The sequence below is a fragment of the Ignavibacteriales bacterium genome, assembly GCA_015709675.1.
In the GTDB taxonomy this organism is placed as follows: Bacteria; Bacteroidota; Ignavibacteria; order Ignavibacteriales; family Ignavibacteriaceae; genus H2-BAC3.
Genome location: CP054182.1, coordinates 3,278,677 through 3,303,583, shown reverse-complemented (window position 1 = coordinate 3,303,583; position 24,907 = coordinate 3,278,677). Strand labels below are relative to the sequence as shown.

Here is a 24,907-nt window from a genome sequence, read left to right as displayed (position 1 = left end):
GCTCAGCCGGAAATTTTTCCGTCCTGCATGGCTACTGTATTATCGGCAATTGCCATAAGGTCTTTGTTGTGAGTTACGATCACCAGGGTCTTGCCATAATCATCCCTCAGCCGGATGAAAAAGTTATTGATAACTTCGCTGTTGGCTGAATCAAGATTGCCTGTTGGTTCGTCAGCAAAAATTAGCGGGGGATCATTAGCTATTGCTCTTGCAACCGCAATTCTCTGCTGCTCTCCGCCGGATAATTCTGAAGGACGATGCTTTTTTCTATGGGAGAGATTAACCAGTTCTATCAGTTCGTCACTTCTCTTTTGAGCTTCACCCCGGCTGATACCTTTAATGAGCAGAGGAATCATGATATTTTCCTCGGCAGAAAACTCAGGCAGGAGATGATGGAACTGAAAGATAAATCCTATTGAAGAATTTCTGAGACTGTCAGTCTGTGAATTACTTAGTTTGCTTAATTCCTGTCCAAGGATATGAACTGAACCTGCATCCGGTTTATCAAGGCCTCCGAGAATATGCAGCAGCGTGCTTTTTCCGGCGCCTGAAGGACCAACTATTACCGTAATTTTTTTCTCTATGATATCAAGCGAAATATCTTTTAAGATTTCCAGCCGTTCTTTTCTGTCGGTGGAAAAAGATTTTACGATATTCCGGGCTGAAAGAATAGTATTACTCATATCGGATTGCCTGAAGCGGATCAGATTCAGCGGCCCGCTTAGCCGGATAAAGTGACGAAATAACGGAGAGGAAAAAGGACATCAGTCCGGTTACAAGAAAGTCAGCCCAGTGGAGTTCCATAGGCATCGCGCTTATTCTGAACCGGCTTGCATCAAGAGGATAGATATTATATTTCAGATGGATATAATAAACAGCAAAAGCAAGCAGGAAACCGCCGATTGTTCCAATAAAGCCGATCATTACCCCCTGATACAGGAAAATCTTTCTGATTGACTCCCGGTTCATGCCAAGTGTTGCAAGAATGCCGATATCCCGCTTTTTTGACTGGACTGACATGGTAAGCGACGCGAGCGTATTAAAAACAGCGACAAGGATAATCAGGGAAAGCAGTATATATGCTACCCACCGTTCAACCTGCATCATGGTATAAAGATCTTTATGGAAATCAAACCAGGTTTTTACTATGTATGAATTATTTCCGAATGTTTTTCCGAATTCCTTGGCAAAGTCATCCGCGTGTTCATAATTGCTCAGTTTAATATCCCACCCCTGAAAGTTACTGCCATAACCAAGCACCGATGAAGCATCTTCAAGGGGGGCAAAAATCAGTCCGTCATCATAATCATTATTCTGGACGGAAAATATTCCGGCGACTTCACAAATAAGGGTTTTTGGCGGGGCTAGTCCGGCAGCAACATTCTCAAATCCGAAAGGGGAAACAAGTGAGATAATATCTCCCGGCAGAATCTGCATTTTATCAGCGAGCTGAATCCCTACTAGTATCGGTGTGTGGCCCGATTCACTTTCACTAAGATCAGATTCACCTAAAACCGTAGTTCCCTGCAGATTATACACTCCCTTGCCTGTTTCTGTATCAGCCCCCCGCAGGGTGATAACCCGTGAAAATTTGCTGGTCATAATCATCACTTTTCCCTCGCTGAACGGGGAGTATGATACCACATCGCTCCGTGATGATATATATTCTTTCAGTGAATCGAGTGATCTGAGATCTCCTGCAGATGCAGCTTCTATCCGGATGTGGGGATCAAAGTTCACCAGAAGAGAGCGCACCAGTCCGCTGAATCCGTTGAACACTGCCAGCACAATAATCAGTGCTGCCACACCTACCGTAATACCGCCGACTGAAAGATAAGAAATAATGGATATAAACTTTATCCGGTTCTTTGAAAACAAATACCGCCTAGCGATGAATAAAGCGCTGTTCATTTAATCAAACCTCACTGACTGCACCGGTCTGATGGATGCGGCAAGAAAAGCAGGTACTACTGATATCATCAGCACCAGAAGAAATGCTATACCCGATGTAATCAGATAATTGAAAGGATCGATTGAAAGGGGAACACGCGACACAAAATAGACTGAAGCAGGAAGAGTAATAATATTGAACTCAAGCTGAATTGCTGAAAGCAGCAAGGCAAGCAGATTCCCGATGGCAATTCCGCCCGTACCAAGCAGCAGTCCCTTCAGCAGAAACATGGTGACAATATCTGAGCGCTTCATGCCAAGTACACGGAGTGTTCCGATGCTGTTTACTTTCGAAAGAATGAGAACAAGAATCGCACTGATGATGTTAAAAGCAGCAACCAGGATGATAAGACCCAGCACAATGGGGATCGGCTTTTTCTGAAGATCAATCCAGGTAAGCAGCGCCTGATTGATATCAAACACCGAGCGTACATAGTGAGGGTAATCAAGATTATCCTGCAGATTGTTTACAAGCGTGTCAATCCCGCCAATAGTATTCAGTTTCAGTTCGTAAGAGGAAACGCTGTTTTCAAATCCAAGCAGTCCGGCTGCCGTGCTTATGTTTATATATATGAAGCTGTCGTCATATTTTGCCATGCCGCTTTCGAAGATGCCGCTGACCCTGAATCGCTGTACGGCAATATTTTCGGGAGAGAGAGTGGAAGTAAGTCCTTTCTCAGGAAGAAAGAGGATAATAGCATCACCTGGCTTTATGAAGAGTTTATCAGCCACGGTTTTTCCTACCACTGCGGCAGGGAGTTCTCCTGAAGTTAGATTAAAGTCTCCGGAGGAAATCTGAAGATTTTGTTTCCCGGCAAGGTAGTCACCGCTGACACCTCTGATTACAATTCCTTCTTTCAGTTTACCTTTTCCGGCGATTCCAGCATTACTGATAACCGGGTAGATTGCCTCAAGTTTTTCACCGGCAATACTCCGAATGACATAGATATTTCTGGTCGTATCAGGAAGCTGGCGGTCACTAAATCCGGTAATCTGGATATGGGAGTCCAGCGAAATGAGCTTTTCTCTGATGGTGCTTTCAAATCCGGAAAGGACGCTCAGGGCAATGATCAGGGTGGTCACTCCGAGGGCAATACCGGCTATAACAATAGTAGAGAACAGGGACATCCTTGTTCCGCTTTTGCGGGGGGAGAGGAACTGTATGGTAAAGCGGAGTTTTTGTCTCATAATAAAAATAATTTAGCCCTAAAATTAAAACTATTGCAGATGAAAGGAAAGGAGATTATATTTGTGATTCTGTTTTTTAACGATTTGTTAGAAAAGAAATACTTCGGGATGGATCGTGAAACAGATTGAAATAGTCTCGGGGCGTAGCGTAGCCCGGTATCGCGCCTGCTTTGGGAGCAGGAGGTCGCAAGTTCAAATCTTGCCGCCCCGACTGATAAGCCCTTATAACTCATTGAGTTATAAGGGTTTTTTTTATTTTAGAGCTGTTTATTAATTGAGGTCGCAAGTTTCCCGACTTGTCGGGACCGCCCCGACAATAAAGCCTTTATAACATCTGTTATAAAGGCTTTTTCTTTTTAAATCCAAATCTTCAAGAATTCAAAGACACAAAATTCGATTCTGAGCGTTTCCTAGTCTCGAAACGGTATCGCGACAGCTTTGGGAGCAAGAGGTCGCAAGTTTCCCGATTTGTCGGGACCGCTCCGACATAAGAAGGACTTCCAGTTTATCAGGATATTTTAAGTTATAAATTTGGGTTATTTGAAAGCTGCCTGACTTCTTAGAAACGGATATTACGCACAAAGCTTAGCAAATTCAAAGTCTTGATAATTATTTTTAATGCTTTAGTCAAAAATCAGCTAATTGTTCGAATTCAAAAGTTCAAATTTTCAATAATAATTCTAGATTAAAACTAACTGCCCTAAGATAAATATTGAAAAATTATTCCTATTTTTAGAAAATAAAAGCGGAGTCTTAAATGAAACTTACTAACCAAGAACATAGTGATTTAATCGGGCTGACGGAAATGACTTTGGAGCTTGAGAAACAATGGGATAATTTGAGAAAAAAACCCAAAAGAGATGATGAGAAGGCGGAACTTAGAAAGGAGATTGACATTAATTACGATTTGCTGAACAAAATTCTGAGTTTGATCGTGAAAGAACTTAATTACAGCCCATACCAAAATCAGTGGGACGATAGTGAACCGCTATGGCAATTAGAGAAGTTAACTCCAAGGATCAGAGAAACGGCTTGGTACAACCTTCATCTTAGTGCTATGGTTGGATTACCCATAACGCTCTCCTAGGCAGAATTCTCCAATCTAAGAAGGATCTATAAGAAAAAAATGTAAATTTGGTGCTGCTGTTAAACTAGTTATTAAAGAATCATAAGGTTCGAGAGGATAAATAAAATTAATTTAATTCTAAGCAGTAAACATTCTCTCGACCTCAATTGAAGAAAGACATAGACTCATAAGAGAGGCACTTAAGGAAATATACTCCTCTTAAAAAAAGAAATTAAATAAAATAGTTTTCTAAATCATTATATAGACTCTGAATTTTTAATGTATGAAATCACGAGAGAAAAAAATTTTTTCACGATCTCCTAAGGCAACTGATGCTAATCTTAATGTTCCTTTGACTTTGGAAGAACTAAAATTACTTCAAGAAAAGACAAAAAAAGCGGCAGAGATATTGAAAAAGTATCATCCCACAGTTAAGTTCATTCATCTTGAAGAATAGAAGGCAGTGTTTATTCTACACTTATTTATTTTAGATCAAGAAGCATAAGTTCTATCGTAAGTGAACTCAGTAGACCAATTGTGATAATAAAGTAATACAAAATTGTAATATTATTGATGATAAAATTAAACTATTAGGAATCAAATGCTGGAACTTATATTTCTAATTATTATTTCAGCCCTCGGAATGAATGTTTTTGTTTGGTATTATTCTTCCATAGTTAATCCTTATGGGAGATCATATTACCCACCTGTCCTTTGGAAATTTAGTGGTCATGTAAAATCATGGATTGCCATTTTAGTCGGAATATTAGCAATCATCACTCTATATTATAAAGTTATGGATTTTAATCATTTTGGAATGTTGTTTCTACTATCGTTGGGAATTATACTTATACGTAAATCAATTATAACTCAATTTCATTTACCATATGTACCAAATATTAATGAACTCTTGAGTAGAACCGGATATAAATTTGGTAATTCGTATTCACTTCAGCAGTTTTTAGATGAAACAAAAGAATTATATGCTAAAAGTCCAACCATCAGAGAAAAAATACTTGGTGAGGCATACTATTTGATATTCTGGGTACAGAGAGCTCCAGAAATAGGTTTTCTTTTTGGGATTATGTATTATGAAAGCATTTTAATTGCTGTTCTTTATTCAGCACTTATATTTATGGCTGAATTTTTTAGATTTTATGTAAATGGTGCATCAAGTTTTTATGCAAAATTATGCCGATTCTGGACTTGGATGAGGGTACCATCATTTGTGTACTCAATCATTATTATGTGGTCACATGATTCTTCTCTTTTTATTATTTTGATTTTATTTTTAATTCTTCAAGGTTGGCTCGGATTGTATAGCCTAACGATATTGCTCCCATTTAGAATGATTGGAATTATGATTGTGTCAAGAAAATATGGGCCTGGTTGGGCGACTTATGAAATCGCTGCACTGCAGTTTGTTATAAGAAAATGGAAATATAAACTTGGTATTATATCGTAAATAGCGATTTATTTATCGATTTATGGAAAATTTCCTCCCGTTAGATTTTAATTCGGCTTTTTTGTTTCATCGTAGTATTTATACTTAAAAAAATAGATTCTGTTATGGTGATCTGTTTTTATAAAAAATTATAAGTGACCTTTGAAGTTTGTTTTACTGATAAAAATCAACCATGGTATAACGACCCCTCTTGTGAGATGTACCTTTATATTGCCCCTGTTAACTTTGAATCCAGCTCAAACTTAGAAGGAGAGTTATAAAGGTTTTTATTTTAATTAGTATCTTCAGCTGGATCATGTAGTCGCTAGTTTCCCGACTTGTCGGGACCGCCCCGACAATAAAAAACCCTCAGTTTTTCTGAGGGTTTTTTGTTTTAAATCATTGTATCGTGGGAGGTCGCAAGTTTCCCGAAATTTCGGGACCGCCCCGACATTATTCTTTGTAACATCACCAAAAATTCGATTTGTCTTTTGTAGAGACGTCGCAAATGTAAACCGGATGCTACACCTTGACAGGACTATTGCATTTGCGGCGTCTCAGGGAAGAACATGGGGATGATTTGTAAACCTGCGCGATGGTTTGCCTTTCACGGGTCTCATGGAAGAACATAGGGAGATTTGTAAACCAACGCAATGGTTTGCCTTTGACGGGTCTCATGAAAGAACATGTAACGTGAATGAAAAATGAATTTGCCCTGGTATCCTTTTGACGGGTTTGAGACGCTGCAATCGCCGCGGTAATTCGATGGCCTGTATATATCCGTGGCGGCGATTGCAACGTCTCTACAAAAATTGGATTGTCCTTTGTAGAGACGTCGCAAATGCTAACCGAATGCTATTTATTGATAGGACTATTGCATTTGCGGCGTCTCAGGGGCGAATATGTGACGATTCTCGAGAAAAAACATTTATCGGGAATCAAAAAATGGATTTGCCGTTGTTCCCCTTTGACGGATTTGAGACACTGCAAGTGCAAACCATCCGTGTTTATAAAACATGCGGTTAGTATTTGCATCTTCTCACATTGTATCTGTATAATACAAAGTTAAATGTTAATCAAATATCGGCACGGTAAACCTTCCGTTGCTGACCCTTTTTGTGGTAGGCGGATTTGGATAGGATACATCATAAATGATACTGAAGTCAAATCTTCCCGAACAGATTTTATTATCAGAATCATATTCCTCAATTACCAGTTGACCGGTTTCAACTGAATCACTTATAAAGCGATAAGCAACATCACCCCCAAGATTTTGAAGGAGTGCCTGGTTATAATAAATCGGGTAGGTTCCTTTCCCTTGAAACTCAGGAATTATAATGCGAAGCAAAAGGCCTTTGGAGACAGCGTATATTTCTTTAACACCATTATAAGTACGAAGTTTAGCAGAAGTAGTCCAGGTGGGTGAATCATTCTTAAAAATCTTGTCCATGAAGTTGTAAGAAAGATCGCAGGTAATTATTGGAAAAATCATTGCCCCCGGTTTGGTTTTCTTGTAAGCAAATTTCTCAAAGCCATTTTCGAGTATTAGTGAAATTGATTCAAACCGGTATCTGTATGTTTGAACAAGTGACCATCCTGAAGATAGACCATCATATTTTAAGGTATCACCGGAGGCTTTAAGGATTCTTCCCGGAAAGTATGTCTCAATTGGCAGTAATTTGCCGGTAGAAAGCTCCCAACCGTTACGGAATATTTTTTTATCTGCGGTTATGGTAATCGAGTTAACTGAAAGATTATATGGGGGAAGAATTCCGGGAAGAGTATCTATACTAACCCACGTTCCAATCAACCGCTGATCTACCTCACTTGGTGGCGTGACCGGGTTATCATTGCTTTCGCAGCCCGTGAATAAAAAGAGCTGTGAAATAAGGAACAGAACTGTAAGAGCACCGAAGCGTTTCATGAGAACTCCCTGAAAACGATGAAAAATTAGTTTATTATACGAACAAAAGAAAAAAAATCAAAAGTTTAAAACGCAATAGTGATTACAATCGTACGGATGTAATTAAGCAGAGAATTTCCTCAGGTTAATATCGTAGCTATTTTCATTCGATTTATAGTCACCTGTGCGTCGCAACAAACTTAACAATTTCAACTGATGAAATAACAATTAAGATTTTAATCAATTATATCTACTGGTTCAATCACCTGGGCAACGAATTTTCCGTTCTTAACTTCAAAGGTCGTGATTGAATCAGGGAATAAAGTATTATTTTTAACAGTAAAGTTAAAGCTGCCGGAGAAAGCGCGATTTACGGGATCATAACTCTCAAAAACGATGCTTCCTTTTTTGGAGGAGTCAAGTTCAAATCTATGTCTTATCTCATCACCCACAGTAACAATTTCAGTATAACTGCGTCTGAGAGGATATGACCCTACCCCATTAAAATTAAAAAATTGTATTTGTAAAATATAATCATCAGTCCTAATTGTAAAAAATGATAAATATCCCTGATTCGGAAACATAGTAACTGATGGGTATACAAATTCTGTTCTGCTGAAATGTTCACGATTTAAGAAATTAAAAGATGCTGAACAATTAATAATCGGAAATAATGTGATATTTGGTAGTGTTTTTCTATAACGTTGCTCACTATTCCCATTTTTCAAAATAAGAAATATAGATTCAAACCGATATGAATAGGTATCAAGCGTATCATAAATATTATAAACTATTGTTCCATCAGAGGCCTTAATTAGGTTTTTTATTTTAGGGGATCTCATAGGAACTAATCTGCCTGTGGCAAATTCCCAGCCGTTCTCAATAATACCTTTTGTGGAAGTTATAGTAAAGGAGGAGACAAAAAAATTCACAGGAGGTAAGTAGGGGATTGAGTCAATTTTAACCCACGTTCCAATCAGCCGCTGATCTACCTCACTTGATGGCGTGACGGGGTTATCTTCACCCTTGCAGCCCATGAATAGAAGAAGCAGTAAAAAAAGGAACACAGTTGTTAGAGCATCGAACCGTTTCATGAAAACTCCCTGAAAACGATGAAAAATTAGTTTAAATTCCGGACAGTAGAAAAATAAGGAAAAGCTTTAAAACGAAAAAAGCTCATCCTTTCGGATGAGCTTTCTTAAGAGTGGTGACCCCAAGGGGATTTGAACCCCTGTTACCGCCGTGAAAGGGCGATGTCCTAACCACTAGACGATGGGGCCGGAAATTTTCGCAAACAGACTTTAAATATAAGAGTTTTTTCTGAAATCCGGAAGCAAAATTTGGGGTGAGTGATGGGATTTGAACCCACGACCCCCAGGGCCACAACCTGGTGCTCTAACCAACTGAGCTACACTCACCATAATTTCCGTACGCCCAAATGGACTCGAACCATTAACCTACAGCTTAGAAGGCTGTTGCTCTATCCGATTGAGCTATGGGCGCATAAAAAATCAGGACTACAAATATAAGAGTTTTTTCTGATTTTTTAAAGTACCCAATCCGGTTTTTTATCAGACCAGTTTAGCTTCTATGGTGATATTGGTCTTCAAAAGCTTGGAAATCGGGCAGTTTTCCTTGGCATCCGCGGCACATTCCTGGAATTTTGCTGCGTCAATACCGGGCACTTTTGCGGTGACCTCCAGATGAATATTCTCAACCACACCATTTTCAAACTTCAGCTTTGCGGCGGTATTAATAACTTCCGGGGTAAAGCCGGCTGCCCCGAGGACAAATGAAAGCTTCATGGAAAAGCATCCTGCATGTGCTGCCGCAACCAGTTCCTCCGGGTTTGTGCCGATTCCCTCAGCAAACCGTGAGTTAAAGCTGTACTGTGTGTTACTGAGAACGGTACTCTGGGTAGATAAAGTTCCGTTTCCTTCTTTTCCGCTGCCGTTCCACTGGGCTGATCCGGTTCTGATCATGTTTTTCCTTTCGAAATTTTATTGAAAATGTTACTTAAGATAAGACCTGCCGGGCTTATCTTTAAAAGGATTCATAGTTTATGGGAATATTTTTCTTTCACCTGAATACCCAGTTAGATTTTTTATTAGATTTGGAGTACTAAACATCTTCGTTTACAGAAAGCTGAGGCCTTATGTCCCGTTCCCGTTTGTCCCGGTTTTTGCTCCTCATAGTTCTCCCGCTCCTCATCTCCGGATGCATGTCATTCCGCTCTGATATCCACGGATCGTTTAAGCAGGAATCTGTAACACTTACTGCCAGGGAGCCGGTTGCAGTTTTCTTTTATTTCAGCCACCTTGAGCAGTCAAAAGGATTTGATGTAGTTCCAAAGATTATTTTGCCGCGCAGAGGGTTTAAGGATATCCTGCAGGAATCAATGAAGCAGATAAACAACATTAAAACATTCGCGACGTTCACGGATGCATATGATGATATAGACAATGTGAACCGAAGAAGGATGAGGGACAGTCTAAAAGAAGCGAATGATTATACCGTTCACGTGGTCATCCGGCGTGAACACTCATTCGCCAAGCACTTCCTCGCAGATCTTTTCGCCGGGAGTTCACTCTCCGTTTTACCCGTGGCATATTCGTGGGAATATATATTCACCGCTCATGTTACCGACCGCAACGGAATGAAGATCAAACACTACGAGAGAACTGCACAACTTGAAACATGGACTCAGGCACTGCTCATCTTCTTTTATCCGTTTAATCCTCCTGAAGTAAAGATTGAGGAAATCTACCTCGAGTCACTGAAGGATATCTTCAGGGAAATTGAGGCAGATGGTGTGCTTGCCGGAAAGGGAAAATCCTGAAGTAACATGCTGAGAAGTAATAAGTTTCGAAACAATGTGTCTGCCGGTTAGAATGTAAGAAAGTAAATAATCACTTTACGGAAATGTGAGGCGGTTCATGAGACAGGAAATTGTACAGGATAATTATAAAATCAAACGATATATCCTCGTCCTGGATGCAATTGTCCTGATTCTGGGAATCGCGGGAATTTTTCAGGTATATCAAAAATCAGCAGTTCCGCTTAAACTTGAGCTCCGGCAAGACAGACTCATCTTATCCGAACAGACAGTGGATGCAAGGGGAATCATCCTTCCTGAAAGCCTGCAGTTAAAATCACTTGACGGCATACCGCTTACTTCATTTGAGGATCTTGAATTCGCCTGTGACGGGCTAAATACAGGCAGAATTGTGAGCGCAGAGTTTCTCCACAGGGAGGAAATACTGCATGCGGAATTGAAACTGACCAGGTTTTACGGATGGTTTTATATTATTGCCGCTGGGAGCCTTGCGCTTGTGGTGTTCGCGGTCGGTATAATTGTGCTGCTCAAACGGCCGCTGTACGATAAAGCAGCGCTGACGTTTCACGGGATGATGCTTGCTGCTTTTGGAATGATAACCATGACCTGGGGCAGTTATATATACCCGGCACTATGGACAGGAGTGCTGAACAGGATCATCTTTTCAGCTTCATATGCAATTGTCCCCTTTTTCTTTCTCTGGTTTACTTTTGTTTTTCCGAGGGAAAAAACGCCTCATACCCTTCGGATTGTATTCGCTCTTTCCGTGATCCCGGTTTTGCTTTCAGCTGTGCTTGGTTATACTGCATATCACGCACTTTCGGAGAGAAGTATTGACTGGTTCAACCGTTATGAAGCGTGGTTTGATATCTGCAGGATATTTTTTGCGGTATCGGTCATTGCAGGAGTGGGGAATTTTATTCATTCTTTCAGAAAATCTGCGGATGAGTCAGAAAGACAAAAGCTGAAATGGATATTCTTCGGAACAGTTACCGGACCGCTTTCTTTTATTCTCTTCTGGCAGATACCTCAGTTCTTTACCTCAGAAGGACTGGTTCCCGAGGAGTTGATTCTGATTCTGGTGGCGGTCCTTCCTCTTACTTATGGTTTTTCCATTGTCCGCTATCATATTTTTGATATAGATCAGATTTTCCGGCGGAGTACCATCTATGGTCTTTCATTGCTTGCTGTGCTTGGTATTTATACGGTTATTTTAGGAGGAGCAGCAATGCTGATCGGGCAGCTTACGGTCATAAATTCTGTTATGTTATCGGCTGTTTCATCGGTAGTTACGGCATTGCTTTTTCAACCGCTGCGTGAACGGGTAAAGGATTTAGTTGACCGGCGGTTTTTTATGGTGAAAGTTAATTTTGTTGAAGCACAACACCAGATAGCTGCCAGACTGGAAAGCGCCACCGGAATCAGGCAGGCAGCGGAGATGATTTCCAGTGAGATAGAACGGTTCATTCCTGTAAAGTTCTCAGGGCTGTATATTCACAATACACATTTGCCTGAATCAGGCACACTTTTCTGCGGTGATAGTGAGAAGGGAAGAAACCTTGAAATTATTTCTTTTATCAGAAGTATACTTCATGGTCAGGGTGCCAGACTTCCAAAATTAAGGGGACTGAATAAGGAAACAGAAATAGTTCATGAAAACCTGGTCCTAAGCAGCGCAGATTTACAGTTTATGCATGCGGTTATTCCCTTTAGCGGAGCGAATGAAAAGATAATTGCCTGCCTGATACTCGGTGAGAAAAAATCTGAATTCCCTCTTAGCTCCGAAGAGCTGAATCTTATACTTTTCTCGGGTAACCAGTTCGTTATGGCCGTTGAGCGGATTGAACTTGAATATAATCTGCGTTTTGAAAAGGAGATTACCGCCCGTCTCAAAGAGCTGAATGAACTGAAATCCTTTTTCGTTTCGAGTGTTTCACATGACCTGAAAACTCCGCTCACCTCAATAAAACTGTTTGCAGAGATTCTGCAGGATAGCAAAGCCGGTGAGGAGGATCGAGTAAAATATCTTAAGATTATACAAGGAGAAACTGAACGGCTTGCGCGGCTGATAAATAACGTTTTGGACTTTGCAAGGATTGAAAAAGGAATTAAGGAATATTCGCTTGATGAGTGTAATCTGACCGCGCTGGTCAGATCAGTAGTGCTCATGATGCAGTATCAGCTCCAAATGAATGCGTTTCAGACGGAGGAGTATTATCAGGAAGAGGATATGCCGGTTTATGCTGATAAAGACGCAATCACTGAAGCATGCGTCAATATCATAGCTAACGCCATCCGTTATTCAGACAAAGTAAAATATCTTAAAGTTTCGGTAATCAGAGAAGAGAAATATATAACTATCAGCTTTACCGACAGAGGAGTTGGGATTCCTCCGGAAAAAAGAGATGAGATATTTGAACCATATAAACGGCTGAGTAATCCTCTGAGTAAAAGTACAGGAGGTATGGGCATCGGACTGGCAATAGTTAAACATATAGCCGATGTGCATCAGGGAAAAGTTGAAGCAGTGCCAAATGAAAACGACGGCACCACTTTCCGTTTTTCGCTTCCGTCATTGTCAGACCATAAGAAATTCCGCTCTGGAAAAAGAAGCGTGTTCAGTAAAAAGATGTAATCACTTACGATAAAGAAGAGGAGTTCTATGAAAAAGATTCTGTTAGTTGAGGATGAGCCCGCTATTGTTGAGGGACTTAAAACGCTTCTTTTAGCAGAGCATTTCGAAATTGAAACAGCAGGAGACGGTGAAGCCGGATTATCGCTTGCACTCTCATTTAAGCCGGATATGATACTGCTTGATATCATGCTGCCAAAGTTGAACGGGCTTGATCTCCTGCAAAAACTCAGAAATGAAGAGCGGATGACCATCCCCGTAATAATGCTCACCAGCAGAAAAGAGGAGATAGATAAAATAATGGGGCTTGAGTTCGGCGCGGATGATTATATAACCAAACCTTTTTCAGCGCGGGAACTTGTCGCCCGGGTGAAAGCGGTTTTGCGCAGATCAGAAGGCGCAGCAGTTTCCGGGTCAACCGTCAAATTTGGTGATATATCCGTTGACCTGAAACATCAGGAAGTCAGGAAAAACGGCACGGTTCTTCATCTTTCGGTAACCGAATATAAAATGCTAATCTTTTTTATCAGGCACGCTAATGAAGTTGTCTCACGTGAGAAGCTCCTGGATGACGTCTGGGGATATGACGCTTACCCGACAACCCGCACCGTTGATAATTTTATTCTTTCCCTCAGAAAACATATAGAAGTAAATCCTTCAGAGCCAGAGCATCTGCTGACGGTTCACCGGGCAGGTTACCGGTTCCGGCTGAATCATTCCGATTAATGATAGGATAATTGCTTTCTGCAACTTTGCTCCTGAATGGGCTGCCCTAAAAAGCAGCCTTTTTCTTTTTACAATTTCATGACAACTCCGTGACACCCGCCTTATAGCCCCCCGGTAATTTTGAACCGTAAGAATTCAATATTACTAATTAACGAAAGGTTACAACAATGAAACGGATAGTATTTCTTAGTATCTGCCTGATCTTCATATCAGCTTCGGCAGAAAACTCCTTTGCCCAGTCAACCGAAACCAAAACCCCGGTGAAGTTTGTGTCCCGTAATCTGGGCGGTCCGCGGCTCGGATTTACCTTCATTCCGGGAGAAGGTGAACTAGTCCAGAAACTACGTGATGAACAGGTAGGTAGATTCCTTAGTCAGTTCGGCTGGCACTTTGAGTATCAGATAGTTCCGAATATAGAAGGTCCCTGCTTCATCATTGAGGTCATTCCGCTGATTTCGGGAGTGGAATACGGCAAAATCATTCCGGGAGCAACGCTTGGTTTCGGAATCAGATTTCCCAACGGAATTGAATTCGGCATGGGCCCCAACCTTATGGCATCGCAGACTACTGTTTCTTCCGCACTGATGCTGGCGGTTGGAAAAAGCTTTGATTTTGGCGGTGTAAGCATTCCGCTTAACCTGGCGGTCACTACGAATCCAAAGGGTGTCCGCGTATCGTTCATTTTCGGATATGCAATAGATAAAACGATCTAAAAAAAATATAATACAAACAGGAGTAGTGTCATGAAAAATCTAATTCTTCTTTTTACGGTAATTTTATGTGCAAGCCTGAACGCTCAGGTAGATACCATAACCATTCTGCACATCAATGATACGCATTCAACACTTGCCCCGCTGGCACCTCGCGATATGAATCTGAAGGGAACAAGAGGCGGTATTGCGCGAGCTGCATCCGTGATCGGTATGACTCAGGTAACTGAGCCGAATGTTGTAACTCTTCACGGCGGTGATTTTTTTATAGGTGATCTGTTTTTCAACAAATTCTTCGGAGTAGCAGAACTCGAATTTCTGAAAGCACTCAACTTTGATGCAATTGCCTTAGGCAACCATGAATTTGATCTCGGTCCTGAAGCACTTTACGGATGTTTTGAAGCTGCCTTTGCAACTAATGCCATTCCGGTACTTTCAGCAAATGCCATACTGGACGGTTTTTCCCCTCTGCAGCCATATATCAAGAAAACCCATATCATTCAGAAAGGAAACAGCAAGATCGGCCTGATTGGTCTTACAACCCCAAGCACCAACCTTTTTTCACTTCCCGCGCCTGTTGTTATTGATACTATAGACGGCTATCTTGAGGCGGCGCTCACTGAACTTTTCACCCAGCAGTGTAACGTGATTATTCTGATGTCCCATCTGGGAATCATGTATGACCGGGCTATTGCAGAATCAGTACCCGGCATCAATGTTATCATCAGCGCGCATGACCATTATAAAACGATACAGCCGGAGATTATTACCAATCCTGCAGGCAAACCGGTATATATTGTTCAGACAAGTGCCAATTACACGGAGGTAGGAAAACTTACTCTTGCTGCCACATCAACAGATGTATCCGTGATAAGTTATCTGCCAATTGAACTGGACAATACCATCCCTGAAGAGCCCACGACCAAAGATATGGTTGATACCCTTATCACCCAGATTGAGGCGCTCTACGGACCGGTATATACTCAGCAGATTGGTTATGCTGCAGGAACGTTCTGGGAAGTTGCCCGGCCAAGTGTCTCGGCTGATTCATTTGATACCCCGTTAGGCAATCTGGTCACCGATGCCTTCAGATGGAAAACGGGAACTCAGGTAGCACTGACGGTCGGCGGTTCAACAGCACAGCCGATTTATGAAGGACCGATCGTTCCCGCGGATGCATTCAGAGCTATCGGATACGGTTTTGACACCATTAAGGCTCTCGGATACCGTATTATTAAGTGCGGCATATCGGGCGCTGATTTAATTATGGGACTGGAGTTCGGACTCCAGGCAATTGAGTATGACGATGAACTTTTGCCGCAGGTCTCAGGAATGAATTACTCATTTGATATAAACGGAGCGGGTCCGGGCAGGGTAACGGGGGTAACTATTGGCGGCCAGCCGCTTGATCCCGCAGCTGTATATACTGCAACACTCAATGAATTCCTTGCCTATGCGCTTCAGAACATGGTGGGAGTAACGCTTATTAATCCCTATATGTTTGAAGATTCTACCGAGTTCGAAGTGCTTATGGCATATATTATTGCCCATCAGATGATTACTCCGGGCGGTGTGGGACGAATTACTTCTGTGAAAGATGATTTCGGGGAGGCAGACAGAATCACCGGTTTCAATCTGGAGCAAAACTATCCGAATCCTTTTAATCCATCCACAACAATTAATTACTTCCTGCCGAAAGCAGGATTTGTATCCCTCAGAATATATGATTTATCCGGTGCGCTGGTAACCACTCTTGTTGATAGTTATCAGGAAGAGGGAAGTTATTCAGTGGTATTTGATGTTTCTTCAAGAAACCTTGCTAGCGGGACCTATTTTTACCGGCTTGAGTCTGGCGGAAAATCTCTGACAAAAAAGCTCTTGCTCGTAAAATAAACGAACTCCATATCCTCTCCAAAAGCCGCCGGTTTGCCAGACCGGCGGCTTTTTTTTCATCCTGACTTCCCCTTACTATTTGGATTCAGCAACAATGTGAGGAATCACTAATTGAGGAAGCCGGTAATCTCTGTCTGATTTCCAGGCCAGAATTTCGAAAATATCCCCCAAAAAGCATTTTTATCAGATACCTGTCCCTTCATGATACAGTCATCAGGAATGGTACGCCGGACACACCCCTCAAAGATTAACACTCTGTTAACCCTGCCTTAACATTAAGGTAACATTGGGGCGGTAAGTTTGGGGCGTCGAAGGTAAAAAATATTAAAGGAAAAAAAATGTCAAAGCATGTTTTTGCGGCATTGCTGATTATGGTTTTTATAGCCGGCAATATAACCGCACAAAATAAAGGTTCAATAACCGGAAAGATCACCGATAAGCAGAATAATGAGGAACTTATCGGGGCTAATATTCTGGTTTCCGGAACCTCCATCGGTGCCTCAACCGATATTGATGGCATTTATGCTGTCAAAAATCTTGATCCGGGAGTGTATGAGTTAAAAGTTTCTTACATCTCTTACCAGACACTGGTGATCAAGGACGTTCAAGTGGAAGCAGGAAAGGAAACCCGCCTGAATATCTCCATGGTTTCATCAGCAACACAGCTTGAGGAAGTAGTGGTTACCGCTGAAGCTATGAGAAATTCAGAAGCTGCTGTGCTTAAAATTCAGAAAAACTCCATCAATATTGTTGACGGAATCAGCGCTGAACTCATTAAAAAGAATAACAGCAGCGATGGAACAGATATTCTTAAGACGATGACGGGCGTTACCATTTCTGAAGGGAAATATGCCTATATACGGGGAATAGGGGACCGGTATAATAATACTCTTCTGAATGGTGCAAACCTTCCCTCAACCGATCCTGAGAAGAAAAGTTTCTCGTACGATATTTTTCCCGCAAGTCTTATCGAAAATGTTGTAACAGCAAAAACTTTCACACCAGATAAACCTGCTGACTTTTCAGGAGGACTGGTACAGATTCAGACTCTGGAATTTCCTCAGTCCTTTTTCTGGGATTTTTCCTATTCAGCCGGTTACAACCAGTCAAATAATCTTGCAGTATTTAAAGGATATCAGTCCGGTGCCAGCGACTGGCTCGGACAGGATGACGGCACAAGAAGTCTGCCATCGTTAGTCCCGGACTTCAAACTGACACCCGGAAATTTTTCCGGTATGAATGCTGACAGCGCCCTCAGGGTAATTGGGCTTGGTTTTAAGAATAACTGGGATCTGAAAGACACAAAATCCATGGTCAATGGCAGTTATAAACTGAGTATTGGTGATAAATATGAGTTTGGCGGAAATACTCTTGGTCTTGTCGGTTCACTTTCTTACGCGAGTTCATTTGATGTGAAGAATCTTGAAAAAAGCGCATATACTTACGAAGGCCTGCGCTACGAATACAGCGGTTCAACCTACAACTATTCAGTTGTCTGGGGAGCGCTTGCGAACATAAGCTTCAAGACTTCAACCAACGATAAAATCAGCTTTAAGAATATCTATAATCAGAGCGGTGATGATGAAGTTACCCTCTATAAGGGCGACTACTATGCATACAGCCAGTACCGGGAGACCAATAACCTGAAGTTTGTATCCAGAATACTCCGCTCACATCAGCTTATCGGTGAACACCGTTTTAACCTGCTGAACGGCATTAATCTTGAGTGGAATACAAACTTTGCGAAGTCATTCCGCGATGAGCCGGATAACAGAAGATATATCTATTCAAAGAATAATGATGATCCTGAAGAACCGCTCCGCTTTCAGCTTGATCAGTCGCTCGCTTCCCGCTTTTTCTCTGATCTGGAAGATGAAAATACCGGGGCTAACATTAGCATCACGATGAAACCGTTTGCTGAAAGAAATATGCCCACAGTTAAGTTTGGTGCCGGGTATGATGATAAGGGCCGCTCTTTTAATGCCCGCAGTTTCGGATTTAAGAATATACCGGGAGGAAACTTTTTCCGTGAGGATACCATTCTGCAGCGCTCAGTTGAAGAGATATTCAAACCGGAAAATTTTGATAACAGATTCATTCAGATTGTTGAAATAACAAAGCCGTCAGACAGTTATTCATCCGAGCAAAGTGTGTTTGCATCATATATGATGTTTGACTGGGAAGTGATTGATAAAGTGCGCCTGATTTTTGGTGCCCGTCTTGAAAACTCCCAGCAGCGCCTGATGTCAAGATCCCAGACTGATCAGCCGGTTGAAATCAATAATAACAATTCCGATTTACTTCCTGCTGTAAGCATTACCTATCTGTTTAATGATATTACCAACTTCCGCTTTGCTTATTCTAAGACACTGGCCCGTCCGGAATTCAGGGAACTCGCACCTTTCAGTTACTTTGACTTTTTGGCAAATGAGCTGGTGATTGGCAATGAGTCACTACGCAGAACAATGATCAGCAACTTTGATTTCCGGTATGAGCTCTTTATGGGACCGGGAGAACTGCTTGCTCTCAGTGTCTATTATAAATCATTTACTGATCCTATAGAGCAGATTCTCACTGCATCTTCTGCACTTGAGCCGATCCGCTCATATAAGAACGCAGATAAAGCAGAAAATTATGGCTTTGAGATGGAACTGCGTAAATCACTCGGTTTTATATCCGACTATTTATCAAACTTTTCGCTTGTAGGAAATCTGAGTCTGATCTCTTCCAAAATTACTCTTGGTAATTCAGGTGTTGAAGGATTTCAGACAAGCGAGCGTCCGCTTCAGGGACAGGCAAATTACATTCTGAACGCCGGACTCTACTATGATGATTATCAGAACGGTATTAATTCTTCACTGACCTTTAATAAAGTTGGTGACAGAATCAGTAAAGTGGGCACAACTGATATCGGTGATATCATTCAGAAATCCAGAGATCAGATTGACTTTTCCTTTTCCAAAAGGATATTTAAGAATTTTGCTGTAAAAGCAGTTGTTAAAGATATTCTGGCTCAGGACTACAATTTCGTCCAGAAAACTCCGTTTGGCGAAAAAGTGGTCGAAGAGTACAACACCGATATGAGTTTTTCTCTAGGATTAAGTTTAGCATTCTAATAAAACAAAAAACGGAGATCGAATGAAGAAATCTTTCTTGCTCATTATCTTAATGATCCTAACTGTAACCGGTTCGGCTCAGGAGGTATTGCAGGGTGATATAACAACCAATATTACTCTGACTTCTAATAAGACCTATCTGCTTCGCGGGTTTGTACGCGTTCAGTCAGGTGCCACACTTACCATACAGCCGGGCACGGTTATCTTTGGTGAGAACTCAACCCAGGGTTCACTTATCGTAAAACCAGGCGGAAAGCTGATTGCCAACGGTACAGCAACCCAGCCGATTGTATTCACCTCAGAATTCGCAAAGCAGGGATCCACCCGTCAGCCAACCTACGGCGACTGGGGCGGAATCATCCTTCTTGGCAATGCACCGATTAACGTACCGGGCGGTACTGCATCTATTGAAGGCCCGGGCGACAGCTACGGCGGAAGTGATCCGAACGATAACAGCGGAAGCCTGCGTTATGTAAGAATTGAATACCCCGGTATTGCATTCTCACCGAACAACGAAATCAATGGTATTACTTTCGGAGGAGTTGGATCAGGAACAGTAGTTGAACATATACAGGTAAGCTACTCAGGAGACGATTCATTCGAATGGTTTGGCGGAAATGTAAACGGAAAATATCTTATTGCATACCGCGGATGGGATGATGACTTTGATACCGATTTCGGATTCTCAGGAAAGCTTCAGTATCTGCTTGCAGTAAGAGATCCTCTTATTGCAGATCAGTCACAGTCAAACGGCTTTGAATCAGACAACGACGGTTCAGGTTCAGGCAACACCCCTCTTACTGCACCAACCTGGTTCAATGTAACCATGGTAGGTCCTAAAGTAACTGATACCACCACGGTAAACAGCCTTTACAGAAGAGGTATGCATCTGAGAAGAAATTCACAGAACAAGATCAGCAATGCGCTTATCATGGGCTGGCCAACCGGCGTACTGCTTGACAGAAGCGGAACCATCAACGGTGCTATCAACGGAACCAATTATATAAAGAACAGCATCATTGCCGGAGCAACATCCAAGGCAATTGACACAACCGGTTCACCGAATCTTTCATGGGATCCGGTAGCATGGTTTACCACAACCAACTCAGGCAGAATCTTTACTTCAAACTCAGGAGCAGGGATCACTGATCCGTTCAACCTGAATGCGCCGAACTTCATGCCTAAGGCAGGTTCACCTGCACTGACCGGAGCAATTACACCGCCTGCAGACGGATTCTTTGATCCAAATGGCGGACTCCACGTTGGAGCATTTGGTATCACTGACTGGACTCAGGGATGGGCTAACTGGCTCTCAGGTGCAGGATATATCCTTACCGATGTAAAGGATAAGGATCTCGTTTCAGGCAGCACGGTTACTGACTATGCACTCAGCCAGAACTATCCTAATCCGTTCAACCCTTCAACCGTTATTTCTTTCTCACTGCCTGAAGCTTCAGAAGTAGTACTGAAAGTATATAACGCTCTTGGTCAGGAAGTAGCTGTACTTGCAAATACTGATTTCTCAGCAGGTCAGCACTCAGTAACCTTTAACGGTTCACAGCTTTCAAGCGGAATCTATTTCTATAGTCTGATCGCGAACAATCAGATCATCACTAAGAAAATGACGCTTATTAAATAATAAGGAAGAGTTTCTCCTCATACTCCTCTCCTTCGACAAGGGACGCGGCATCAGCCGCGTCCTTTTTTTATTTTAAAGCAGGGGAACTGATACATATACGGTATTTCAGGATGAAGATGAAACCACATAGTCGCCGTCACAAGGGACACGCAGACAAGACGACGCAATCGCATAAGTCTTACAATATATAGGGGTTTCGTTTAGCGATTGCATCGTCTTTACGGTCAGATGCATGATTTTTTGTAAAGACGATGCAAATGCCAACCGGATGTCCTACCTTGCAGGGATTATTGCATTTGCGTCGTCTTAGGGACGAAGGAGAAAACCGCATAGTCGCCATCACAAGGGACACGCAGACGAGACGACGCAATCGCATAAGTCTCATAATACATATGGATAGCGTTCAGCGATTGCATCGTCTTTACGGTCGGATGCATGATTTTCTGTAGAGACGTCGCAAATGCTAACCGGATGTTTTATTCATGACAATGTTTTGCATTTGCGGTGTCTCAGGGAGGAATATGTGACGGATCCCGGAGAAGAACATGAAATGAGAATGAAAATGTGCGTTTGTTCTGGTCCCCTTTGACGGGTTTGAGACGCTGCAATCGCCGTGAAAATTCCGCAACTGATACATATACACGGCGGCGATTGCAACGTCTTTACGAAAAATTCGGCGTCTCAGAGAGGAATAGGGAGGTGCAAAGCAGGAGAAAAAGGCAGACACACGATGTGCCGCTCTAATGCCATAGGATTTACAGATTATCAGGCAATTGCAATCTTGCCTGGCAGATTTTCCGCGGGTGCAATTATATGAAGAAGTTGTGGTTTTTTAATTTCGATCAGTTTGGTTTTATGGCTGATTGATACCGAACCGTTTTCTGCACCAATCAGGTTATACTGAAATTGTCCCCCGGCATTCCGGATGCTTGCCCCGGCATTTGCTATTTCAATGGACTTTCTCGTGTAAGCGTGCATCTGATGAAAATGACCGTGCAATATCAGGTTTACTCCATTCTGCTTAAAGAATTCCAGAATCTTTTTCTTTTTCCTCAGCTTCATGGTCTGTTTTTCAATATTCATCCAGATTCTTTCAGTAAAGCTGCCGGTCATATAACGCATTTTGTTAAAATGGTGATGAACGAGAATTATCTTCGTCTTGCAGTACTTTGAATATTCATTGAATATAGTCTGAATTTCTATCAGCTGCTCGTCTGAAATTTCTCCGTTTGAAGCAAACGGATTTCTCAGGGAGGAATACTCAGCTATGGAATTAACTCCTATAACGAGGCTGTCCTCAATAAGTTTGGCATAGGGGTAGCCATTTCTGGTCCCCTGATAAACGCAATTAGTCTGAAGTTCACCCAGATAAGAATGAAAAAGCCCCACTTTCTGCTGATAATCTGTCTCGCGGCATCTTTGCGGGAAATTGAGAATATCCTCAGCTTTAATAACTCCGCCGAAAATATCGTGATTGCCTATAACCACGCTTGTTTTATTGCCATCCATCAGCCCGAGCCGGCTGAGCATTTCCCTGAAAAGAATAAAATCTTCTTCTTCAGCATTGTCTGAGATGTCACCGGTGATGACAAGGTGATCAGCACGCTGAGATACATGTTTCAGAAATTTGTAAACTCTTCCGGTAAGCTTTTTATCAAATGCATGGCTGAGATGAAGGTCTGATATATGTGCTATTCTCATACAATTTAAACTGCTTTTGTGTAACTGGATTTGATGTAGCGCGCGCGTTTCTGCTCTTTTAGCTTTTCAACTTCAACCAGTATGAGACCGTCTATGCAGTTCTCAAAATCGGGGTCTATATTGAAATCATAAATCGTAACCCCGCCGGGCTCACATAACTCTGTATATTGTTTTAAGAGAACTGGAACGGAAAAGCCGAGTATTTTCAGCTGATTTTTCAGAGTAAGAAAATCTGCCCGGTAATAACCGGTTGAGAAAAGCTCCGAAAGTTCCTTCTCTTTCGCAGGTGAGATGAAGAACGGATTTTTGGCAAGCACAGATGAGTCAGCCGGTGAGAAGTACTTCCTGAAAAAAAATACCAGAAGTTCCTTCGCCGCCTGAGGATATGCATTGCTGATACTTACCGGTCCGAAAAGATATTTTATCTGCGGATTGACTGCAAGATAGCTTCCTATACCCTGCCATAGATAATCAAGAGCATGGGAGTTCCAGTATTTTGCATTAACAAAACTCCTGCCCAGCTCAAGTGAAGCATGAAGTTTGCCGGTTAATTCTTCTGAAAAGGTAAAAAGTGAAGCTGAATATATACCGTAAAGCTTGTGATCAGGGTATATTCTGCTGCATTCGCCAATACGGTATGCTCCTGCAATTTCAAGCTCGCTATCATCCCACAGTACAATCTGCCGGTAGATTTTATCAAAGTAATCAAGATCAATTCTCTTGCCGGTCCCTTCTCCCACTTTTCTGAAGGTGAGTTCCCGGAGCCGTCCGATTTCGCGCATAACATCGGGAGCTCTTTCAGAGTCAAGGAGCACAATCAGTTTGCCATCAGATGTTTCACCAAGCACATCAGCCTGAAGTATCTGCTTTTTCAGCTCTTTTTTGCCAACCGGGTGGATGATGTTTTTTTCTGTTTTAAAAATGCCCGGTTTATTTTTTGCGATACGGAATAGATGCTTTCGGAGGAGTTTTAATGTTGTCTTGTCATCTTTTATCGAATTGGAAAATGATGCAGGAGGTATCGGGTTACCGATGGTAATTTTGATTGATGACCGCTTTTTCTTAAATAATTCCCTTGGCAGCATAAGCATCGAAAGCAGACTGCTGAAAAGCCCGACCAGATAAAATAGAACGGTATTTCTTCCCTCAATATAAAGCGGCAGAATGGGGGAGTTGGTTGCTTTCGCGAAAAAGAGAAAACCCTTATTCCATTTGCCATCATGGATGCCCTTCAGTCCGAAGCGTGAGACCACACCGGCAGGGAAGATTATAACTGCATGGTCATGATTCAGATAATCAATGATAGCTCTGACATTCCGGCTCTGCGCTTTGGGAGTCGTGAGATCATACGGCAGGAAGAATTGTTTCAGTTCCTCAATATTCAGCAGGAAGTCATTCACTACAATCTTTACATCAGGCCTGATTTCACTGATAAGTTTCACAAGTGCTAGACCATCCAGCCCGCCGAGCGGATGGTTAGAAATAATAACAACACGCCCTTCGCTTTTTATTTTGTCCCTGTCTTTTGCGCTCAGGATATATGAAAAATCAAGGTATTCAAAAATTTCGTCAATGAAATCAATGCCTGATTTACCCTTAGCATGAGTGAGAAATGAATTAATATCTTTAACTTTAAGGATTTTCCTGGTAAGAAGAAATATAAATGATTTTAGCGGCCGCAGAAGTCTGCCGGGAAAGCCGGGATACTTTGATAAAATAAGTGACTCAATATGTAACTGATGCATTGCATTTTGCTTTGATGAATTGAGAAGTATCCGGTTCTATCCGGCCGCATTTTCAGAAAGAAATCGCTATAATACTCCGGCGCGGCTATTTTCCGCCGGGTTTGTTATTAGCGAAATTTCCTGATTTAGCTCCGGTATATCAGAATGTATGAGCGTGCGGATCATTCCGTATAGGACGAACACGAATGCTAAAATCAGACAGAATAAATATTCTCCTCTGACAAAACTGAATATCTCTGCCACAATAACGGCAGCAGCCAGCATATGATTTGTGAACATACTTTTTTCCTCATTCCTCAATTGATAGTAATACTCCTGAAAAAACCAATTTTCATTACGAAATCTACTCTCCGGATAT

18 protein-coding genes and 4 tRNA genes are annotated in these 24,907 nt (G+C 41.9%); 10 read left to right on the top strand and 12 right to left on the bottom strand.

Annotation, left to right across the window (positions count from 1 at the left end; all coding sequences use genetic code 11):
• Positions 1–2: 2 nt before the first annotated feature.
• Genes HRU80_12845 through HRU80_12835 form a run of 3 tightly spaced genes read right to left on the bottom strand, consistent with a single transcriptional unit; the run spans position 3 to position 3,138 of the window.
• Entirely contained in the window at positions 3–683 is a 681-nt protein-coding gene (locus HRU80_12845; protein QOJ29710.1) for an ABC transporter ATP-binding protein, read from the bottom strand.
• Entirely contained in the window at positions 676–1,911 is a 1,236-nt protein-coding gene (locus HRU80_12840) for an ABC transporter permease (GenBank protein QOJ29709.1), read from the bottom strand. The genes HRU80_12845 and HRU80_12840 overlap by 8 nt, the downstream gene beginning before the upstream one ends.
• On the bottom strand, positions 1,912–3,138 hold the full coding sequence (locus HRU80_12835; protein QOJ29708.1) for an ABC transporter permease: 1,227 nt from the start codon (positions 3,136–3,138) through the stop codon (positions 1,912–1,914).
• Positions 3,139–3,275: 137 nt separating this feature from the next.
• On the opposite strand from HRU80_12835, the gene HRU80_12830 reads away from it, so the two are divergent.
• The 3 genes from HRU80_12830 (at position 3,276) to HRU80_12820 (ending at position 5,669) form a co-directional block, all read left to right on the top strand.
• Positions 3,276–3,349: transfer RNA gene (locus HRU80_12830), tRNA-Pro, on the top strand.
• A gap of 546 nt (positions 3,350–3,895) precedes the next feature.
• Positions 3,896–4,225: a hypothetical protein gene (locus HRU80_12825; protein ID QOJ29707.1), complete on the top strand. Its 330-nt coding sequence runs from the start codon at positions 3,896–3,898 to the stop codon at positions 4,223–4,225.
• A gap of 580 nt (positions 4,226–4,805) precedes the next feature.
• Complete coding sequence (locus HRU80_12820; GenBank protein QOJ29706.1) at positions 4,806–5,669, top strand: hypothetical protein; 864 nt, start codon at positions 4,806–4,808, stop codon at positions 5,667–5,669.
• A gap of 1,051 nt (positions 5,670–6,720) precedes the next feature.
• Here the strand turns inward: HRU80_12820 and HRU80_12815 are convergent.
• From HRU80_12815 to HRU80_12790, 6 genes are all read right to left on the bottom strand, one after another.
• Positions 6,721–7,572, bottom strand: coding sequence for a hypothetical protein (locus HRU80_12815; protein ID QOJ29705.1), 852 nt, complete (start codon positions 7,570–7,572; stop codon positions 6,721–6,723).
• A gap of 215 nt (positions 7,573–7,787) precedes the next feature.
• On the bottom strand, positions 7,788–8,645 hold the full coding sequence (locus tag HRU80_12810) for a hypothetical protein (GenBank protein ID QOJ29704.1): 858 nt from the start codon (positions 8,643–8,645) through the stop codon (positions 7,788–7,790).
• A gap of 111 nt (positions 8,646–8,756) precedes the next feature.
• A tRNA-Glu gene (locus HRU80_12805) sits at positions 8,757–8,831 on the bottom strand.
• Between the two features lie 61 nt (positions 8,832–8,892).
• Positions 8,893–8,969: transfer RNA gene (locus HRU80_12800), tRNA-His, on the bottom strand.
• 11 nt (positions 8,970–8,980) lie between these two features.
• Positions 8,981–9,054, bottom strand: a tRNA-Arg gene (locus HRU80_12795).
• Between the two features lie 68 nt (positions 9,055–9,122).
• Complete coding sequence (locus HRU80_12790; GenBank protein QOJ29703.1) at positions 9,123–9,533, bottom strand: OsmC family protein; 411 nt, start codon at positions 9,531–9,533, stop codon at positions 9,123–9,125.
• A gap of 239 nt (positions 9,534–9,772) precedes the next feature.
• Here HRU80_12790 and HRU80_12785 point away from each other — a divergent pair, with 239 nt between their 5' ends.
• The 7 genes from HRU80_12785 (at position 9,773) to HRU80_12755 (ending at position 21,103) form a co-directional block, all read left to right on the top strand.
• Positions 9,773–10,390, top strand: a complete 618-nt coding sequence (locus tag HRU80_12785) for a hypothetical protein (protein ID QOJ29702.1) — start codon at positions 9,773–9,775, stop codon at positions 10,388–10,390.
• A gap of 97 nt (positions 10,391–10,487) precedes the next feature.
• Positions 10,488–13,022, top strand: a complete 2,535-nt coding sequence (locus tag HRU80_12780) for a hypothetical protein (GenBank protein QOJ29701.1) — start codon at positions 10,488–10,490, stop codon at positions 13,020–13,022.
• 27 nt (positions 13,023–13,049) lie between these two features.
• Positions 13,050–13,745 (top strand): response regulator transcription factor, encoded by a 696-nt coding sequence (locus HRU80_12775; GenBank protein ID QOJ29700.1) that lies wholly within the window; start codon positions 13,050–13,052, stop codon positions 13,743–13,745.
• Between the two features lie 167 nt (positions 13,746–13,912).
• Positions 13,913–14,458: a hypothetical protein gene (locus tag HRU80_12770; GenBank protein ID QOJ29699.1), complete on the top strand. Its 546-nt coding sequence runs from the start codon at positions 13,913–13,915 to the stop codon at positions 14,456–14,458.
• Between the two features lie 30 nt (positions 14,459–14,488).
• Positions 14,489–16,348: a 5'-nucleotidase C-terminal domain-containing protein gene (locus HRU80_12765; protein ID QOJ29698.1), complete on the top strand. Its 1,860-nt coding sequence runs from the start codon at positions 14,489–14,491 to the stop codon at positions 16,346–16,348.
• A 338-nt stretch (positions 16,349–16,686) separates the two neighbouring features.
• A complete protein-coding gene (locus tag HRU80_12760; protein QOJ29697.1) occupies positions 16,687–19,464 on the top strand; it encodes a TonB-dependent receptor in 2,778 nt (925 codons plus the stop codon).
• Positions 19,465–19,486: 22 nt separating this feature from the next.
• Entirely contained in the window at positions 19,487–21,103 is a 1,617-nt protein-coding gene (locus HRU80_12755; GenBank protein QOJ29696.1) for a T9SS type A sorting domain-containing protein, read from the top strand.
• A 765-nt stretch (positions 21,104–21,868) separates the two neighbouring features.
• On the opposite strand, the gene HRU80_12750 is transcribed toward HRU80_12755, so the two are convergent.
• The 3 genes from HRU80_12750 to HRU80_12740 form a co-directional block, all read right to left on the bottom strand.
• Complete coding sequence (locus HRU80_12750) at positions 21,869–22,804, bottom strand: metallophosphoesterase (protein QOJ29695.1); 936 nt, start codon at positions 22,802–22,804, stop codon at positions 21,869–21,871.
• Positions 22,805–22,809: 5 nt separating this feature from the next.
• Positions 22,810–24,549: a lysophospholipid acyltransferase family protein gene (locus HRU80_12745; protein ID QOJ29694.1), complete on the bottom strand. Its 1,740-nt coding sequence runs from the start codon at positions 24,547–24,549 to the stop codon at positions 22,810–22,812.
• 66 nt (positions 24,550–24,615) lie between these two features.
• On the bottom strand, positions 24,616–24,828 hold the full coding sequence (locus HRU80_12740; GenBank protein ID QOJ29693.1) for a hypothetical protein: 213 nt from the start codon (positions 24,826–24,828) through the stop codon (positions 24,616–24,618).
• Between the last annotated feature and the right edge of the window lie 79 nt (positions 24,829–24,907).

What these genes read in the sequence shown, in the direction of transcription:
- HRU80_12765 (QOJ29698.1), top strand. Translation starts at nt 14,489, where the DNA reads ATGAAAAATCTAATTCTTCTTTTTACGGTAATTTTATGTGCAAGCCTG.
- HRU80_12775 (QOJ29700.1), top strand. Translation starts at nt 13,050, where the DNA reads ATGAAAAAGATTCTGTTAGTTGAGGATGAGCCCGCTATTGTTGAGGGA.
- HRU80_12790 (QOJ29703.1), bottom strand. Translation starts at nt 9,533, where the DNA reads ATGATCAGAACCGGATCAGCCCAGTGGAACGGCAGCGGAAAAGAAGGA.
- HRU80_12840 (QOJ29709.1), bottom strand. Translation starts at nt 1,911, where the DNA reads ATGAACAGCGCTTTATTCATCGCTAGGCGGTATTTGTTTTCAAAGAAC.
- HRU80_12780 (QOJ29701.1), top strand. Translation starts at nt 10,488, where the DNA reads ATGAGACAGGAAATTGTACAGGATAATTATAAAATCAAACGATATATC.
- HRU80_12750 (QOJ29695.1), bottom strand. Translation starts at nt 22,804, where the DNA reads ATGAGAATAGCACATATATCAGACCTTCATCTCAGCCATGCATTTGAT.
- HRU80_12755 (QOJ29696.1), top strand. Translation starts at nt 19,487, where the DNA reads ATGAAGAAATCTTTCTTGCTCATTATCTTAATGATCCTAACTGTAACC.
- HRU80_12835 (QOJ29708.1), bottom strand. Translation starts at nt 3,138, where the DNA reads ATGAGACAAAAACTCCGCTTTACCATACAGTTCCTCTCCCCCCGCAAA.
- HRU80_12785 (QOJ29702.1), top strand. Translation starts at nt 9,773, where the DNA reads ATGTCATTCCGCTCTGATATCCACGGATCGTTTAAGCAGGAATCTGTA.
- HRU80_12825 (QOJ29707.1), top strand. Translation starts at nt 3,896, where the DNA reads ATGAAACTTACTAACCAAGAACATAGTGATTTAATCGGGCTGACGGAA.
- HRU80_12810 (QOJ29704.1), bottom strand. Translation starts at nt 8,645, where the DNA reads ATGAAACGGTTCGATGCTCTAACAACTGTGTTCCTTTTTTTACTGCTT.
- HRU80_12815 (QOJ29705.1), bottom strand. Translation starts at nt 7,572, where the DNA reads ATGAAACGCTTCGGTGCTCTTACAGTTCTGTTCCTTATTTCACAGCTC.
- HRU80_12760 (QOJ29697.1), top strand. Translation starts at nt 16,687, where the DNA reads ATGTCAAAGCATGTTTTTGCGGCATTGCTGATTATGGTTTTTATAGCC.
- HRU80_12845 (QOJ29710.1), bottom strand. Translation starts at nt 683, where the DNA reads ATGAGTAATACTATTCTTTCAGCCCGGAATATCGTAAAATCTTTTTCC.
- HRU80_12740 (QOJ29693.1), bottom strand. Translation starts at nt 24,828, where the DNA reads ATGTTCACAAATCATATGCTGGCTGCTGCCGTTATTGTGGCAGAGATA.
- HRU80_12745 (QOJ29694.1), bottom strand. Translation starts at nt 24,549, where the DNA reads ATGCATCAGTTACATATTGAGTCACTTATTTTATCAAAGTATCCCGGC.
- HRU80_12820 (QOJ29706.1), top strand. Translation starts at nt 4,806, where the DNA reads ATGCTGGAACTTATATTTCTAATTATTATTTCAGCCCTCGGAATGAAT.
- HRU80_12770 (QOJ29699.1), top strand. Translation starts at nt 13,913, where the DNA reads ATGAAACGGATAGTATTTCTTAGTATCTGCCTGATCTTCATATCAGCT.